A 15,426-nucleotide genomic window follows, 5' to 3' on the forward strand; every position below is an offset into this window, starting at 1 on the left:
GGACGGTCAGTGAAACAGGCAGCCAGACGGTGAATCCGCAGGGGATGCGCCCGCCGGAACGCGCCGGGGAGGCCGCATGATCGTGGGGCTCGGTATCGACATCGCGGAGATTTCGCGCATCGCCAAGGCCTGGGAACGTCACGGCCCGCGCTTTGCCGCGCGGGTGCTGCACCCCGCCGAACTGGCCTGCCTGCCGCCCTCGCCCGTGGCCTTTCTGGCCGCGCGCTTCGCCGCCAAGGAGGCTGCCGTCAAGGCGTTGGGCACCGGTTTTTCGCAGGGCATCGGCCCGCGCGACATCGAGGTGCGCCCCCTGCCCACCGGCCAGCCCCAACTGGTGCTGCACGGCAAGGCGGCGGACCGCCTCGCCGCGCTGGGGGCCACCGCAGCCCATGTCTCCCTCACCCACGGCCGCGACACCGCCGCCGCCGTGGTGGTGCTGGAACGCCACACGCCGTAACGGACGCATAAAGGCGTTCCGGGTGAAAATCCCCCAAAAAAACGACCAAGGGGCTGACGGTATCCAGACCTGCACAGGAGCCTTCCATGACCCCCACCGACAGACCTGACCGCTGGATGCTGCCCTGCGTTGACCTGCCCGCCCCCGAGGAAATGGCCGGGTGGGACCGTGCGGCCATCACCGACTTCGGCCTGCGCGAAGAAATGCTGATGGAGAACGCCAGCCGCGAGGCGCTGCACGCGCTGCGCGCTGAACTGGTCAGCCGGGCCGAAGCGGGGGCAGGATTGAACTACGGCGCGCCAATCGCACCGGCCACGCCGTCCGCCGCCACGACCGCCTCCTTCTCCTTTTCCGGGCTGCGCGTGCTGCTGTTCATGGGCGGCGGCAACAACGGCGGCGACGCAGCCGCCCTGGCCCGGCACCTGCACGATGCCGGGGCCGAGGTGCTGGTGCTGCATACCCGCCCGCTGGGCGGCTATCGCGGCGCGGCGGGCTACCACGCCCGGCTCGCCAAGCGCTGCGGCGTGCCCTTCCGGCCAGCCGGGGCGTGGCCCCGCAGCCTGCCCCACCCGCGCTGGCTGGCCCCGCATGTGGTGGTGGACGGCCTGCTGGGCACCGGTTTCACCGGCATGCTACGCGAACGTGAAGCCAGCCTGGTGACCGCCATCAACGAACTGTCCGGCCGGGCCTTCGTGCTGGCGCTGGACATTCCCTCCGGCCTCGGCGGGTTGACGGGCCGCCCCCGTCCTGAAGCGGTGCGCGCCCATGCCACCGTCACCTTCGAGGCGGCCAAGCCTGGCCTTGTCCTGCCCGAGGCCGCGCCCTACGTGGGCCGCCTGCATGTGCGGTCCATCGGCATTCCGCAGGCCGTGAGGGCGCTGCACCCCGCCTCGTACCGCATGCTGGACGATTCCTGCCTTGCCGCCCTGCCCGCGCCCGCGCCCTGCATGCACAAGGGCACCGCCGGGCACGTGCTGGTGGTGGGCGGATCGGAAGGGCTCACCGGAGCGCCGCTGCTGGCCGCCCTTGGCGCGCTGCGCGGGGGCGCGGGGCTGGTCACCGTGGCCTGCCCCGGCGGCCTCGCCGCAGAGGTCAAGGCCGCAACCCCCGACGTGATGACCCTGCCCCTGGGCAATCGCCGCGCCTGGGACCCCGCCGCCCTGCCTGGCCTGCTGGCGCTGGCCTCACAGACAGGGCGCTGCAACGCACTGGTGATCGGCCCCGGCATGGGCCGCTCGCCGGAGGCGGTGGAGGTGCTGTCCGCCCTGCTGGCGCTGCCCGGCCGCCCCCCGGCCGTCATCGACGCCGACGGCCTGTTCCCTCTGGCGGAAGGCCTTGTTTCGCTTGATTTGGTGCGTGAAACAGATATTGTTACCCCCCACCCCGGCGAAATGGCCCGCCTCGCGGGCCTTACCACGGCGGACGTGCAACGCGGCAGGGCAGCCACGGCACGGGCCTTCGCGGCGCGCTGCGCGGGGGTGCTCGTGCTCAAGGGCGCGGGCAGCCTCGTCACCCGGCGCGACCGGCCCATCACCCTCATTCCCCTTGCCGCCCCCACGCTTGCCGTCGCCGGTTCGGGCGACGTGCTTTCCGGCCTTGCCGGAGCCCTGCTGGCGCAGGGCGCGCCGTCCGACGTGGCCGCCTGCCTCGCGGCATACCTGCATGCCAAGGCCGGACAACTGCTGCTGCACGACTACCCCGCGCGGGGCAACACCCCGCGCGAAATCGCCGACGCCATCCCCCGCGCGCGAAAGGAGCACCTCCCATGCTGCTAGCCAAGGACATCATGACCGCCGCCCCCGTCACCGTCACCCCGGAAACCGGCATCGCCGAAGCGGCCCGCATCATGATCCAGCGCAAGTTCAACGGCCTGCCCGTAGTGGACGCAAAGGGCACCCTCGTCGGCGTCATCTGCCAGAGCGACCTGATCGCCCAGCACAAGAAGCTGAACCTGCCGACGCTGTTCACCGTGCTCGACGGCTTCATTCCCCTGCGCTCCATGAGTGACCTGGACGAGGAGATGCGCAAGATCTCCGCCACCAACGTGGGGCAGGCCATGACGCCAGCCCCGGTCACCGTGGGGCCTGAAACCCCCATCGACGAGGTGGCCAGCCTGATGGTGGACTCGAAGTACCACACCCTGCCCGTGGTGGACGGCGGCGCCCTGGTGGGCGTCATCGGCAAGGAGGACGTGCTGCGCACCCTTGCGGGGGCGTAGCCGTCGGGCGCATGGCCCCAGCGAACCCGGTCCAGAAGACCTCGGCCCGTACCCTGCGGCTGCCCGGACATGACGACACGTTGCGTCTGGGGCGCACCCTTGCGCGCGCCCTCGCGGCGGAAGCCGGGGCGCGGACCCTTCTGCTGACAGGCGGGCTGGGCGCGGGCAAGACCACCCTGGTGCGCGGCCTTGTCGAGGCGCTGCCCGGCGGCGACGCCGCCGAGGTCAGCAGCCCCAGTTTCAATATTTGCAACATGTACCCCACCCGGCCGGAAACGGCCCATTACGACCTCTACCGACTGGAGCAGGCGCCCGGCGCGGCCCTGGCGGTGGCGGACGACGCCCTGCTGGACCTTCTGGAAACGGAAGGCCCCCGGCGGGCGCTTGTCATCGTCGAATGGGCCGAACGCCTTCCGGCCGATGTGCTGCCCCCCGACAGGCTGGAGCTTACCTGGCTTCCGGCCAAGCACGGCAGGCTCATCACGGCCTTTGCCCGGGGAGAGGCGGCACGCCGCGTACTGGATGCGACGGCGCGCGAGGTCGCGGACCTCGTGACGTCGGAAACGGCGCCCGTTACGGCAGCGGAAACGGCCACGCAGGCCCCCGCCGCCCGTAACGACCAAGCGAACACGTAGCGACGTTGCCGGGCCACGGCCCGGCGCACGACACCAACAACGCTCGATACAACGCACGATAAGGAAGCGGTATGCGTATTCTGGTGCAGAAGTTCGGCGGCACGTCCGTCGCCAACCTCGAGTGCATGAAGCAGGTGCGCGAGAAGGTGCGGCGGGCGCTGCGCGACGGCTACAAGCCGGTGGTGGTGCTTTCCGCCCGCTCGGGCGAGACCAACCGCCTGCTGTCCCTGGCCGAAGAATGGTCCACGGACCCCGACCCGGCCGAGGTGGACGCCCTCATCGCCACCGGCGAACAGGTTTCGGTGGCGCTCTTCTCCATGCTGCTCAAGGATTCGGGCATCAAGGCCCGCTCCATGGCCGGGTTCCAGGTGCCCATCACCACCAGCGACGCCTTCGGGCGGGCGCGGATCATGGACATCGACGCCTCTCGCCTGCGCAAGGAACTGGAAAGCCACGACGTCGTCGTGGTGGCCGGGTTCCAGGGCGTGACGCCCGAAGGGCGCATCACCACGCTGGGGCGCGGCGGCTCCGACACCAGCGCGGTGGCGCTGGCCGCGGCGCTCGGCTCGGTGGAATGCGAAATCTACACCGACGTGGACGGCGTCTACACCACCGACCCCAACCTGTGCTCCACCGCCCGCAAGCTGGACCGCGTCTCGTATGACGAGATGCTGGAAATGGCCAGCATGGGCGCAAAGGTGCTGCAAATCCGGTCCGTGGAGTTCGCCAAGAAGTACAAGGTGCCCGTCCACGTGCGCTCAACGTTCACCGATACCCCGGGAACCATGGTCACCCAGGAGGATTGCGAGATGGAAGCCGTACTCGTTTCCGGCATAGCCTACGACAAGGATCAGGCGCGGGTGACCCTGCGCAGCGTGCCCGACAAGCCGGGCGTTTCCGCCGCCATCTTCGGCCCGCTGTCGCAGCAGGGCATTCTTGTTGATATGATCGTCCAGAACCCCAGTCGCGACGGCGTGACGGACATGACCTTCACCGTGCCCCGCAAGGATCTGAAGAAGACCCTGGCGCTGATGGAGGAAATCCGGGCCAGGACCGGCGCGCAGGAAGTGCTGCACGACACCCAGGTGGCCAAGGTCTCGGCCATCGGCGTGGGCATGCGCAACCATTCCGGCGTGGCGGCCAAGGCCTTTGCGGCGCTGCATGCCGAGAACATCAACATCCTGATGATCAGCACCTCTGAAATCAAGATTACCTGCCTCATCGAGGAAAAGTACACCGAGCTCGCCGTGCGCACCCTGCACGACGCCTTCGGCCTGAATCACGACCTCGGCAACGCATAGGGCCACGGTCATGACCCGGCGCATACAACTCTACGACACAACCCTGCGCGATGGTTCGCAATCCGAGGACATCAACCTCACTGCGGCCGACAAGCTGAAGATCGCCCTCAAGCTGGACGAACTCGGCATCGACCGCATCGAGGGCGGCTGGCCGGGATCGAACCCCGTGGATGTGGCGTTCTTCAAGGAAATCGCCAGCTACCATCTGAAGCATGCGACCATCTGCGCCTTTGGCAGCACGCATCATCCCAACTTCACGGCGGACACCGACCCCAACCTGCGGGCCATCGCCGAATCGGGCGTGCGGGCGGCATCCATCTTCGGCAAGTCGTGCGAGGTGCACGCGGCCGAGGCCCTGCGCCTGGACGCCGCGCGCAATCTGGAGATCATCGGCGACTCGGTGGCCTTCCTGAAGGGAAAGCTGGCCGAAGTGTACTTCGACGCGGAGCACTTCTTCGACGGCTACAAGCAGAACGCCGAATATGCCACAAACGCCCTGCGCCGGGCCCATGCGGCGGGGGCGGACGTGCTGGTGCTGTGCGACACCAACGGCGGCACCCTGCCGCACGAGGTGGCGCGCATCGTCGCCGAGGTACGCGCGGCCCTGCCGGACGCTGCCGTGGGCATCCACGCCCACAACGACTGCGAACTGGCCGTGGCCAACTCCATCGCGGCGGTGCAGGCCGGGGCCTCGCAGGTGCAGGGCACCATCAACGGGGTGGGCGAGCGCTGCGGCAACGCCAACCTGTGCTCCATCATTCCCACGCTGGAACTGAAGTTCGGCAAGGAATACGCCTGCCTGCCCCAAGGGCGGCTGCAACAGATCACGGCGGTGGCGGCCTACGTCTCGGAAGTGGCCAACATCCCTCCGTTCAGCCGCCAGCCCTACGTGGGCCGCTCGGCCTTTGCCCACAAGGGCGGGGTGCACGTCAGCGCGGTGAACCGCAAGTCGTCGCTGTACGAGCACATCAGCCCGGACCTGGTGGGCAACCGCCAGCGCATCCTGATCACCGAACTGGCCGGGCGCAGCAACATCGTCTCGCTGGCGCGGCGCTTCGGCTTCCACCTTGACAAGGACGAGCCGGTGGTGAAGGGGCTGCTGACAGAACTGAAGAAGAAGGCCAGCCTGGGCTACGACTACGCCGCCGCCGAGGCCTCGGTGGAACTGCTGATCCTGCGCAAGCTGGCCCGGCGCGGCGTGCGCGAGTTCTTCCGGCTGCTGCAGTTCCGGGTGCTCGAGACCAAGCACGACAGCGAGGCCGACCCCGTCTCCGAAGTCTCGGTGATGGTAGACGTGGAAGGGGTGACCGAACACACCGCCGCCACCGGGCGCGGCCCGGTGAACGCGCTGGACAACGCCCTGCGCAAGGCCCTGATGGGCTTCTACCCGCGCCTCGCCGAAATGCGCCTGCTCGACTTCAAGGTGCGCGTGCTGACCGGCGCGGAAACGGGCGGGGGCACGGCATCCACCGTGCGGGTGCTCATCGAGTCGGGCGATTCCGACAGCCGATGGGTGACCGTGGGGGTGTCGTTCGACATCATAGAGGCAAGCTGGCAGGCCCTGGCCGATTCCATCACCTACAAGTTGTACAAGGACGAGCACGCCCGAAGGGCGGGTTCGGACGGGGAATAGAGTCGAGCACGCCCGAAAGGCGAACCACGGCAGCCCCGTAAACTGTCATCCGATCATCAACGCCCCGGCCGTTTTGGCCGGGGCGTTTCCTTTCGCCTTGCCATGCTTACCGCAGCATTTCCTCTCATTCCTGCACAACGTTCCCGTGTCCATTTTCTGTCTCGACCCGGCAAATCGTCAATCGGCACGGGCAGAAATGCTTCGCCCATGATAGGGGGGCACGTAGCACCCCATCCACATCAGTAACACACATCTAATAGTTCGTCACACCATCAAACGCGTTTGACCACTCAACCGTCGCAACTCACCCCGTCAAATCACTTTTTTCTATCAAAACCCACCCCTGCCATCGGCACCGCATTGACCCTGGCGAGTGGGGGGAGCTATTCATCATTGAAAGAATACGGGGCTATCGCGGGAAAATAGCCACTCCGGTCTATGCAAACGCCGCAACCAAGGAGGCAGGGATGAGTCTCAACAGGCGTGATTTCGTCAAATTGTGCACAGGCACGGTTGCAGGGTTCGGAATATCCCAGATGTTCCACCCCGCCGTCTGTGAAGCCATTTCCGGCACTCTGAACGGCGAACGCCCCCCGGTGCTCTGGCTGCAGGGCCAGGGCTGCACCGGCTGCTCGGTGTCGCTGCTGAACTCGGTGCACCCCACCATCGCCGACGTGCTGCTGAAGGTGATCAGTCTGGAGTTCCACCCCACCGTCATGGCCTGGGAAGGCGAACCCGCCATGGAACACATGATGAAGATCGCCGAGCAGTACAAGGGCAAGTACTTCGTCGTGGTGGAAGGGGCGGTGCCCACCGAGGCCGACGGCAAGTACTGCATCATCGGCGAAGCGCACCACAAGGAAATCTCCATGGCTGACGCCATGAAGAGCGTTGCCGCCAACGCAGCGGCCGTGCTGGCCGTGGGCACCTGCGCGGCCTACGGCGGCATTCCCGCCGCCCAGGGCAGCGAAACCGGCGCCAAGTCGGTGTCCGCGTTCTTCAAGGAAAACGGCATCGCCACCCCGGTGGTGAACATTCCCGGCTGCCCGCCCCACCCCGACTGGATCGTGGGCACCGTGGTGGTGGCGCTGAACGCCATCAAGGCCAAGGGCCTTGCTGGCGGGCTCGCCGACGTCGTCAAGCTGCTTGACGCCGACGGCCGCCCCACCCCCTTCTATGGCCGCAACGTCCATGAAAACTGTCCCTACCTTGAAGCGTACGACGCCGGGAAGATGTGCGAAACCTTCACCAAGAAGGACGGCTGCCGCTACGACCTCGGCTGCAAGGGCCCCATGTCCATGTGCGACAGCTTCGAGCGCAAGTGGAACGGCGGCGTGAACTGGTGCGTCTCCAACGCGGTGTGCATCGGCTGCGTCGAACCCGACTTCCCTGACGGCAAGTCTCCCTTCTACTCGGCCTAGCCCCGGCGCCATACACCAAGGAGGAAACCATGTCCGGCTGTACACCCAAGGCCGCACCTGCCGGGGCCACCGGCAAGGCGACCATCGCCATCGACCCGGTAAGCAGAATCGAAGGCCACCTGAAAGCCGAAGTCACCGTTGAAAACGGCGTGGTGGTTGACGCCCGCCTGTCCGGCGGCATGTACCGCGGTTTTGAAACCATCCTGCGCGGACGCGACCCGCGCGACGCCTCGCAGATCGTGCAGCGCATCTGCGGCGTGTGCCCCACCGCGCACTCCACGGCGTCCTGCCTTGCACTCGACAACGCCTTCAAGGTCAAGGTGCCCACCAACGGCCGCCTGACCCGCAACCTGACCTTCGGCGCCAACTACCTGCAGTCGCACATCCTGCACTTCTACCACCTGGCCGCCCTGGACTTCGTGCAGGGGCCGGACAGCGCGCCCTTCGTGCCGCGCTTCTCCAAGCCCGACCTGCGCCTGCCCAAGGACGTGAACGCCGCCGCGGTGGACCAGTACCTGGAAGCGCTTGAAGTGCGCCGCATCTGCCACGAAATGGTCGCCATGTTCGGCGGGCGCATGCCCCACGTGCAGGGCCAGGTCGTGGGCGGCACCACCGAAATCCCCACCAAGGAAGCCCTTGTCGAATACGCCGCCCGCTTCAAGAAGGTGCGCGAATTCGTCGAGAAGAAGTACGTGCCCGTGGCCTACACCGTGGGCTCGGTCTACAAGGACCTGTTCAAGTTCGGCCAGGGCTACAAGAACTGCATCTCCTTCGGCGCCTTCCCCATGAACGACGCCATGACCGAGCTGCACCTGAAGCGCGGCGTGTACATCGACGGCAAGGATCAGCCGTTCGACCCCAAGCTGATCAAGGAATACGTCAAGTACTCCTGGTTCGACGACGCCACCACCGGCCTGCACTTCTCGCAGGGCAAGACCGTGCCTGCGCCCAACAAGGCTGGCGCGTACAGCTTCGTCAAGGCCCCCCGCTACAACGGCAAGGCCGTTGAGTCCGGCCCGGTGGCCCGCATGTGGGTCACCAACCCCGAACTGTCGCCCGTTGGCCAGAAGCTGCTGAAGGACCTCTTCAAGCTGAACGCCAAGCGCTTCCGCGACCTTGGCGACGAGGCCGCCTTCTCGGTCATGGGCCGCCACGTGGCCCGCGCCGAAGAAACCTACTACATGCTCTCCGCCATCGAACGCTGGCTGAAGGAAGTTAAGGCCGGCGAAGAAACCTTCGCCGCCGCCGAAATTCCCGCCAAGTCCGAGGGCGTGGGCTTCACCGAAGCGCCGCGCGGATCCCTGGTCCACTACATCAACATCAAGGACCAGAAGATCGACAACTACCAGATCGTGTCCGCCACGCTCTGGAACTGCAACCCGCGCGACGACAGCGGCCAGCTTGGCCCCGTGGAACGCGCCCTGATCGGCACCCCGGTGCCGGACATCGGCAACCCGGTGAACGTGGCGCGGGTAATCCGCGCCTTCGACCCGTGACTGGGCTGCGCCGTGCACGTGCTGCACGCTGAATCCGGCAAGGTTTCCGTCGTCGAAGTGAAGTAGACGCCGCATACCGACGCTACGGAGGGGGCCAGACCGGCAGGACCGGCCGGGCCCCCTCTTCTTTTTCCGCTCGGCTATCCCGTTTTCGCGGTGCAGCCCGTCTCGCAGCCGCGCCGCCGCGCGTGCTTCGGACCGCCCGAAACCGGCTTGCGCAGGGTCCCGGCCCGCCATAGGGTGGCCAGACGCGTCCGCCCCCGGCGGAACCGCCCATGCGCCTTTCAAGGGGCGGACGCACCCTGAATCCGGGTGGCGCCGCCACATCGCCAGCGCACCGAAACAGCATCAACCAAGCATCATGGAGCCCCGCATGCAGAAGCTGCTCGTACTCGGCATCGGCAACACCCTGCTCACCGACGACGGCGTCGGCGTCTTCGCCGCCGAGGAACTGATGAAGGAAACCTGGCCGGACAACGTCACCATCATGGACGGCGGCACCTTCACCCAGGACATCTTCTACCTGTTCGAGGGCTACGACCGCCTGCTGGTGCTCGACATCGTGCACGCCAAGGGCACGCCCGGCACCATCTACCGCCTGTCCGAGGACGACCTGGTGCAGAACGAAAAGCAGCGGCTGTCCATCCACGACGTGGATCTCATCGACTCGCTGAAAATGGCCGAACTGCGCGGCCCGCGCCCGCGCATGCAGGTCATCGGCATGGAGCCGCACGATTTCCTGAACTGGAACATCGGCCTTTCCGAAGCGGTGCAGGCCGCCTTTCCGCGCTTCGTGGAAGTGGCGCGCGAGGAAATCCGCACCATCATCGCCGAGATGGACGCAGCGAAATAGCTGCCGCAAACGGACCACCCGCCCGGAGCAGGACACCCCGGCGGCGTCCTTTGCCCATCCGCCCGCCCAGCCCAGGCAAGGACCGCACAGCCCAGGCACGACCTGCGCAACCCCGACACGGCCTGCCATTCCGATTGGCTCCCAGGGGGGCTGGCGAGCCAGCCTTCCATCCTCCCACCGCGCAGCCGGACACCTTCCCGCCAGGAGCGGAAGGCGCGCTTGCAACGCGGACCAGCGACGGGGCACTCTTGCTTCTGCCCAAACACTGCATACGTTTTTGCGCGATGCAACAAGAATGGTGTTACGTATTTAAAATACGTAACACCATTCTTGTTTTCCGCTACCCGTGCCGACGGTACGCCAACGCTCAAAGACTGATTACACAAACAATGCACTGCACGCGAAAACACCGTGCACGTTGCATGGTGTGCATCCCGTATTGCACGCGCAACGGCTGACCGAGAACGCTGTCATTCCTGTCCGCGATGCAGAAATGTGTGCCCCATTTGCATTTTCAATTGGAATAGCGTTTCAATGTGTTGTATCTTTCCGCCAAACGTGCGGACAGGTCACCGCGGGAAACGGATGCACGCAGAAGCGCCCGCATCCGGGGGGCCTTTCGCACCAGTACGACCCTTACCCCGCCGCGCCGTTGGCGGCGGGCAGGCGCGGTGGCATGCCGCGCCGAAGGAGGCAGGGATGAAAATCTCGATCGGTCTCGGCAAGGAGGGCGTGGAGGAAAGGCTTGCGGAACGCGGCGTGTCTCGGCGCGACTTCCTCAAGTTCTGTACGGCCATCGCCGTGACCATGGGCATGGGCCCCGCGTTCGCGCCGGAAGTGGCCCGTGCGCTCATGGGCCCCCGGCGTCCGTCCGTGGTCTACCTTCACAACGCCGAATGCACCGGCTGTTCCGAATCGGTGCTGCGCGCGTTCGAACCCTACATCGACACCCTCATTCTGGACACGCTGTCCCTCGACTACCATGAGACCATCATGGCCGCCGCGGGCGAAGCGGCGGAAGCCGCCCTGGAACAGGCCGTCAACAGCCCGCACGGCTTCATCGCCGTTGTGGAAGGCGGCATTCCCACGGCTGCCAACGGCATCTACGGCAAGGTGGCCAACCACACCATGCTGGACATCTGCAGCCGCATCCTGCCCAAGGCCCAGGCCGTCATCGCCTACGGCACCTGCGCCACCTTCGGCGGCGTGCAGGCGGCCAAGCCCAACCCCACCGGGGCCAAGGGCGTCAACGACGCACTGAAGCACCTTGGCGTCAAGGCCATCAACATCGCCGGGTGCCCGCCGAACCCGTACAACCTTGTCGGCACCATCGTGTACTACCTGAAGAACAAGGCCGCGCCCGAACTGGACAGCCTGAACCGGCCCACCATGTTCTTCGGCCAGACCGTGCACGAGCAGTGCCCCCGCCTGCCCCACTTCGACGCGGGCCGGTTCGCCCCGTCGTTCGAATCCGAAGAAGCCCGCAAGGGCTGGTGCCTCTACGAGCTGGGCTGCAAGGGCCCGGTGACCATGAACAACTGCCCGAAGATCAAGTTCAACCAGACCAACTGGCCCGTGGACGCGGGGCACCCCTGCATCGGGTGCAGCGAACCCGACTTCTGGGACGCCATGACCCCGTTCTACCAGAACTGATCACGCGCACGCGCACGGTCACCACTTACCCGACCAGGCAACAGCCAAGGAGGACACCATGAGCGGCTGCAGAGCCCAGAATGCTCCGGGCGGCATCCCCGTGACGCCCAAGAGTTCCTATAGCGGTCCCATCGTCGTCGACCCCGTTACCCGCATCGAAGGCCACCTGCGCATAGAGGTGGAAGTGGAGAACGGCAAGGTCAAGAACGCCTACAGCAGTTCCACGCTGTTCCGGGGCCTCGAGATCATCCTGAAGGGCCGCGACCCCCGCGACGCCCAGCACTTCACCCAGCGCACCTGCGGCGTGTGCACCTACACCCACGCGCTGGCCTCCACCCGTTGCGTGGACAACGCCGTGGGCGTGCACATTCCCAAGAACGCCACCTACATCCGCAACCTGGTGCTGGGCGCGCAGTACCTGCACGACCACATCGTGCACTTCTACCACCTGCACGCCCTGGACTTCGTGGACGTGACCGCCGCGCTGAAGGCCGACCCGGCCAAGGCCGCCAAGGTGGCCTCGTCCATCTCGCCCCGCAAGACCACGGCGGCTGACCTGAAGGCGGTGCAGGACAAGCTGAAGACCTTCGTGGACAGCGGCCAGCTCGGTCCGTTCACCAACGCCTACTTCCTGGGCGGCCACCCCGCCTACTATCTGGACCCGGAAACCAACCTCATCGCCACCGCCCACTACCTGGAAGCCCTGCGGCTGCAGGTGAAGGCGGCCCGCGCCATGGCCGTTTTCGGCGCCAAGAACCCGCACACCCAGTTCACCGTGGTGGGCGGCGTGACCTGCTACGACGCCCTGACCCCGCAGCGCATCGCCGAATTCGAGGCGCTGTGGAAGGAAACCAAGGCGTTCGTGGATGAAGTGTACATCCCCGACCTGCTGGTGGTCGCGGCCGCCTACAAGGACTGGTCGCAGTACGGCGGCACCACCAACTTCATCACCTTCGGCGAATTCCCGAAGGACGAGTACGACCTGAACAGCCGGTACTTCAAGCCCGGCGTGGTCTTCAAGCGCGACTTCAAGAATCTGAAGCCGTTCGACAAGATGCAGATCGAAGAGCACGTGCGCCACAGCTGGTACGAAGGCGCGGAAGCCCGCCACCCGTGGAAGGGGCAGACCCAACCCAAGTACACCGACCTGCACGGCGACGACCGCTACTCGTGGATGAAGGCCCCGCGCTACATGGGCGAACCCATGGAAACCGGCCCTCTTGCCCAGGTGCTGGTGGCCTACTCGCAGGGGCATCCCAAGGTGAAGGCCGTGACCGACGCCGTGCTGGCCAAGCTGGGCGTGGGTCCCGAAGCACTGTTCTCCACCCTGGGCCGCACGGCGGCGCGCGGCATCGAAACCGCGGTCATCGCCGAATACGTGGGCGTGATGCTGCAGGAGTACAAGGACAACATCGCCAAGGGCGACAACGTCATCTGCGCCCCGTGGGAAATGCCCAAGCAGGCGGAAGGCGTGGGCTTCGTCACCGCTCCGCGCGGCGGCCTGTCGCACTGGATCCGCATCGAAGACGGCAAGATCGGCAACTTCCAGTTGGTCGTGCCCTCCACATGGACCCTTGGCCCCCGTTGCGGCAAGAACAAGATGGCCCCGGTGGAGGAATCGCTCATCGGCACGCCGGTGGCCGACGCCAAGCGCCCCGTGGAAATCCTGCGCACGGTGCACTCGTTCGACCCGTGCATCGCCTGCGGCGTGCACGTCATCGACGGGCATACCAACGAAGTGCACAAGTTCCGCATCCTCTAGACCGTGCCCAAGCCCCTGCCCGACAGGACCAGCCCGGCACCGGTCAGTCCCTCTCGGGCAGGCGGCGAGAACATGCACGGCACCCGTGAAAACCAAAAGGCCCGGCCTTGCGCCGGGCCTTTTCCAACCCTATAGTACCACCCACATGAGCGAACGCCCCAACATCCTCGTCCTTGGCGTAGGCAACATCCTGTACACCGATGAAGGCATCGGCGTGAGGGCCGTGGAGTCGTTGCAAAAGGCGCATGCCTTCACGGACAACGTCACCGTCATGGACGGCGGCACCCTTGGCATGCGGCTCATGGACGCCATCATGGAGTGCGACCACCTGATCGTGGTGGACGCCGTGCTCGCGGGCGACGAACCCGGCGCCATCTACCGCCTGACCGGCGAAGACCTGCGCAAGAGCCTCGGCTTCAACGACTCCATGCACCAGACCGACCTCGTGGACACCCTGATCTTCTGCGAACTGGTAGGCAAGCGGCCAGAGGCGGTGATCATCGGCATGGAGCCCCACGACTACCAGTCGCTGGGTACCGAACTTTCCCCCGTGGCGGGCCAACGCCTGCCCCTGCTGTGCGACGCCGTCGTCGCCGAGGTGCGCCGCGCGGGCGGCGACTGCACCCCGGCCCCGGCCGCCAGTTGAACAACCCGACGGAGCAGACCTGATGTGCCTCGCCATTCCCGCCGAGATCGTGGAAATCAATGAAGCCGGCATGGCCAAGTGTCGTGTGGGCAAAAGCGAAACCTACCTCAACGTCTCGGCCATGCTGCTGCCCCATCGCCCCGCCATCGGCGAATACGTCATCGTGCACGCCGGGTTCGCCCTGCGCGTGCTGGACAAGGCCGAGGCAGAGGAAACCCTACGGCTGCTGCGTGAAATGTCCGAGGCCGTGGAAGGCCAGCCCGCCGGGTTCTGATCCGCGCGGCGAACGCCGTGCGCCCGGCCTTGCCAGCGCCGGGCGCGGAGCAGGCTTCGATCAGCACGGGGAAGAACGCCGCGCCGGACGCGCGTTCTTCCCTTTTCCTTTGCGACCCGTTGCAGGGGCCTTCCCCCTCTTGCCGGATGCACAGCGCCCCCCCCACCGGAGTCCACCATGCCGCACCCCATCACCCTGCTGGCCCTTGGCGACAGCCTGACCGAAGGCTATGGCCTGGACCCCGACGACGCCCTGCCCGCCGCGCTGGAACGTTTGCTGCGGGCGGGCGGTCACGACGTCACGGTGATCAACCTCGGCCTCTCGGGCGACACCACGGCGGGCGGCCTGCGCCGCCTGCGCGCCTGGCTGGTCCGCAATCCCGGCTTCGGCAACGACGAGGGAGCCGCCCCACACTGCTTCGCCATGGTCGAACTGGGGGCCAACGACGGCTTCATGGGGCTGGACCCGCAGGACATGGAAGAAAACCTGGCAGCCATCCTCGCCCTGCTGGCCGAACGGCGCGTGCCCGCGTTGCTGGCCGGGTTCAAGGCCGAATTCGCCGACGATCCCGACTATGCCGAAGAATACGACGCCCTGTTTCCGCGCCTGTCCGCGCGCTTCGGCGTGCCCCTGTGGCCCTACGTGCTGGAAGGCGTCTGGGGGCTGGCGGACCTGACCCTGTGGGACGGCCTGCACCCCAACGTGGCCGGGGTCGAGCAGATGGCACGAGCGGCCTTGCCGTATGTGCTAGGCCTGCTGGGCAACGGCGGCGCGCCGGACGCCTGATTCCCCTCCCGCATTGGCACCCGCGCCCGGCTCCATTCGTACACCGCTCGGGCACAGCTTGGCAGCGGCTGCGACGAGCGCTGCCGCTTGCCGGGGCTTGCCTCTTTGCCCCATGCGCCGACCCCCAGGCCTCGGGCGGCACGGCCAGACCATCGCCCCCCGGCGGCCAAACGCCCGCGCGGGCCGCGCGCGGCTTGACTTCCGCACCTTCTTGAACCAATTACATCGTTTTGCGTCACCCGCCGGGCACGGCCAAAGCGCCATCCCACCCGATGATGCGCGCCACGCGCG

At 66.7% G+C, this 15,426-nt stretch carries 14 protein-coding genes; all 14 read left to right on the forward strand.

Features of this window, described 5'->3' with window-relative positions; all coding sequences use genetic code 11:
- The first annotated feature begins 76 nt into the window (after nucleotides 1-76).
- The 14 genes from RVX_RS08685 (at nucleotide 77) to RVX_RS08750 (ending at nucleotide 15,135) form a co-directional block, all read left to right on the forward strand.
- A complete protein-coding gene (locus RVX_RS08685) occupies nucleotides 77-457 on the forward strand; it encodes a holo-[acyl-carrier-protein] synthase (RefSeq protein ID WP_116305552.1) in 381 nt (126 codons plus the stop codon).
- Nucleotides 458-543: 86 nt separating this feature from the next.
- Nucleotides 544-2,232, forward strand: a complete 1,689-nt coding sequence (locus tag RVX_RS08690) for an NAD(P)H-hydrate dehydratase (protein ID WP_230404497.1) — start codon at nucleotides 544-546, stop codon at nucleotides 2,230-2,232.
- Nucleotides 2,223-2,675, forward strand: a complete 453-nt coding sequence (locus RVX_RS08695; protein ID WP_116305553.1) for a CBS domain-containing protein — start codon at nucleotides 2,223-2,225, stop codon at nucleotides 2,673-2,675. The genes RVX_RS08690 and RVX_RS08695 overlap by 10 nt, the downstream gene beginning before the upstream one ends.
- Before the next feature lie 11 nt (nucleotides 2,676-2,686).
- Nucleotides 2,687-3,310, forward strand: coding sequence for a tRNA (adenosine(37)-N6)-threonylcarbamoyltransferase complex ATPase subunit type 1 TsaE (gene tsaE / locus RVX_RS08700; RefSeq protein WP_172596553.1), 624 nt, complete (start codon nucleotides 2,687-2,689; stop codon nucleotides 3,308-3,310).
- A 71-nt stretch (nucleotides 3,311-3,381) separates the two neighbouring features.
- Entirely contained in the window at nucleotides 3,382-4,611 is a 1,230-nt protein-coding gene (locus tag RVX_RS08705) for an aspartate kinase (protein ID WP_116305554.1), read from the forward strand.
- A 10-nt stretch (nucleotides 4,612-4,621) separates the two neighbouring features.
- Nucleotides 4,622-6,244, forward strand: coding sequence for a citramalate synthase (gene cimA, locus RVX_RS08710; RefSeq protein WP_116305555.1), 1,623 nt, complete (start codon nucleotides 4,622-4,624; stop codon nucleotides 6,242-6,244).
- Between the two features lie 467 nt (nucleotides 6,245-6,711).
- Nucleotides 6,712-7,665, forward strand: coding sequence for a NiFeSe hydrogenase small subunit (gene hysB / locus RVX_RS08715; RefSeq protein WP_007521500.1), 954 nt, complete (start codon nucleotides 6,712-6,714; stop codon nucleotides 7,663-7,665).
- A gap of 29 nt (nucleotides 7,666-7,694) precedes the next feature.
- On the forward strand, nucleotides 7,695-9,227 hold the full coding sequence (hysA, locus tag RVX_RS08720; RefSeq protein ID WP_116305556.1) for a NiFeSe hydrogenase large subunit HysA: 1,533 nt from the start codon (nucleotides 7,695-7,697) through the stop codon (nucleotides 9,225-9,227).
- A 307-nt stretch (nucleotides 9,228-9,534) separates the two neighbouring features.
- Complete coding sequence (gene hysD, locus RVX_RS08725) at nucleotides 9,535-10,014, forward strand: NiFeSe hydrogenase maturation protease (RefSeq protein WP_116305557.1); 480 nt, start codon at nucleotides 9,535-9,537, stop codon at nucleotides 10,012-10,014.
- Nucleotides 10,015-10,713: 699 nt separating this feature from the next.
- Nucleotides 10,714-11,667 (forward strand): hydrogenase small subunit, encoded by a 954-nt coding sequence (locus tag RVX_RS08730; RefSeq protein WP_007521493.1) that lies wholly within the window; start codon nucleotides 10,714-10,716, stop codon nucleotides 11,665-11,667.
- Between the two features lie 58 nt (nucleotides 11,668-11,725).
- Nucleotides 11,726-13,429, forward strand: a complete 1,704-nt coding sequence (locus RVX_RS08735; RefSeq protein WP_116305558.1) for a nickel-dependent hydrogenase large subunit — start codon at nucleotides 11,726-11,728, stop codon at nucleotides 13,427-13,429.
- A gap of 145 nt (nucleotides 13,430-13,574) precedes the next feature.
- Entirely contained in the window at nucleotides 13,575-14,075 is a 501-nt protein-coding gene (locus tag RVX_RS08740; protein ID WP_116305559.1) for a HyaD/HybD family hydrogenase maturation endopeptidase, read from the forward strand.
- Between the two features lie 22 nt (nucleotides 14,076-14,097).
- Nucleotides 14,098-14,349 carry a HypC/HybG/HupF family hydrogenase formation chaperone gene (locus RVX_RS08745; protein WP_116305560.1) on the forward strand — a complete coding sequence of 84 codons (252 nt, stop codon included), beginning with the start codon at nucleotides 14,098-14,100 and terminating at the stop codon, nucleotides 14,347-14,349.
- Nucleotides 14,350-14,526: 177 nt separating this feature from the next.
- Nucleotides 14,527-15,135 carry a GDSL-type esterase/lipase family protein gene (locus tag RVX_RS08750; protein WP_116305561.1) on the forward strand — a complete coding sequence of 203 codons (609 nt, stop codon included), beginning with the start codon at nucleotides 14,527-14,529 and terminating at the stop codon, nucleotides 15,133-15,135.
- The last annotated feature ends 291 nt before the right edge of the window (nucleotides 15,136-15,426 follow it).

The organism is Nitratidesulfovibrio sp. HK-II (genome assembly GCF_003402415.2).
Lineage (GTDB): Bacteria > Desulfobacterota > Desulfovibrionia > Desulfovibrionales > Desulfovibrionaceae > Cupidesulfovibrio.

Excerpts from the sequence above, each read along its gene's own strand:
- RVX_RS08685 (WP_116305552.1), top strand. The coding sequence starts at position 77 with ATGATCGTGGGGCTCGGTATCGACATCGCGGAGATTTCGCGCATCGCC.
- RVX_RS08690 (WP_230404497.1), top strand. The coding sequence starts at position 544 with ATGACCCCCACCGACAGACCTGACCGCTGGATGCTGCCCTGCGTTGAC.
- RVX_RS08695 (WP_116305553.1), top strand. The coding sequence starts at position 2,223 with ATGCTGCTAGCCAAGGACATCATGACCGCCGCCCCCGTCACCGTCACC.
- tsaE (WP_172596553.1), top strand. The coding sequence starts at position 2,687 with ATGGCCCCAGCGAACCCGGTCCAGAAGACCTCGGCCCGTACCCTGCGG.
- RVX_RS08705 (WP_116305554.1), top strand. The coding sequence starts at position 3,382 with ATGCGTATTCTGGTGCAGAAGTTCGGCGGCACGTCCGTCGCCAACCTC.
- cimA (WP_116305555.1), top strand. The coding sequence starts at position 4,622 with ATGACCCGGCGCATACAACTCTACGACACAACCCTGCGCGATGGTTCG.
- hysB (WP_007521500.1), top strand. The coding sequence starts at position 6,712 with ATGAGTCTCAACAGGCGTGATTTCGTCAAATTGTGCACAGGCACGGTT.
- hysD (WP_116305557.1), top strand. The coding sequence starts at position 9,535 with ATGCAGAAGCTGCTCGTACTCGGCATCGGCAACACCCTGCTCACCGAC.
- RVX_RS08730 (WP_007521493.1), top strand. The coding sequence starts at position 10,714 with ATGAAAATCTCGATCGGTCTCGGCAAGGAGGGCGTGGAGGAAAGGCTT.
- RVX_RS08735 (WP_116305558.1), top strand. The coding sequence starts at position 11,726 with ATGAGCGGCTGCAGAGCCCAGAATGCTCCGGGCGGCATCCCCGTGACG.
- RVX_RS08740 (WP_116305559.1), top strand. The coding sequence starts at position 13,575 with ATGAGCGAACGCCCCAACATCCTCGTCCTTGGCGTAGGCAACATCCTG.
- RVX_RS08745 (WP_116305560.1), top strand. The coding sequence starts at position 14,098 with ATGTGCCTCGCCATTCCCGCCGAGATCGTGGAAATCAATGAAGCCGGC.
- RVX_RS08750 (WP_116305561.1), top strand. The coding sequence starts at position 14,527 with ATGCCGCACCCCATCACCCTGCTGGCCCTTGGCGACAGCCTGACCGAA.